The 597-nt window shown below is 42.2% G+C and carries 1 protein-coding gene; it reads left to right on the forward strand.

The features are described 5' to 3' along the window. On the forward strand, positions 1–597 hold a 597-nt coding region (locus OCV99_RS17980), incomplete at both ends, for an Rpn family recombination-promoting nuclease/putative transposase (protein ID WP_262576020.1).

Genomic DNA, 597 nt, shown 5'->3' on the forward strand with positions numbered 1-597 from the left:
TATTATTGTGGAGTTTGAGACGGGAGAATTGGCAGATGTAGAGATTCAAAAAATCGGATATTACTTTCCGGGGCAGCGTATGTCCTGCTATTCAAGTGATATGGTGATGCGGCAGTATGAGCGGCGGCGGCGCGCCAAGGGGAAGGCCTTTACCTATTGTGATATGCAGAAGGTTTACACCATTGTGCTAATGGAAGAGAGCGCAAAAGAAGTGAAAGAGATGGAGGATCGTTATCTGCACCGGGGAGGGTTTGAGTTTGACACGGGTTTGAAAATGGAATTTTTGCAGGAATTTTATATCATAGCTCTTGATAATTTTTTTAAAATAAAGGATAATAAAGACGATACAAAAAAGATGAGTGAACTGGAGGCGTGGCTGTATTTTATAGGGTCAGATAAGCCGGAGCATATTCTGCGGGTGGTGGAACAATATCCATGGTTTGCAGAACTCTATGAAGATATAGCATATTTTCGGCAGAATCCTGAGGAGGGGATTAGAATGTTTTCAGATGCATTGCGGGAAATGGATGAAAATACGGTGAAATTGATGATTGATGATATGAAAGAAGAAGCGGAGAGAAGGAGAAAGGAGCTGGA

This window comes from Dorea acetigenes, assembly GCF_025567385.1.
GTDB lineage: Bacteria > Bacillota > Clostridia > Lachnospirales > Lachnospiraceae > Claveliimonas > Claveliimonas acetigenes.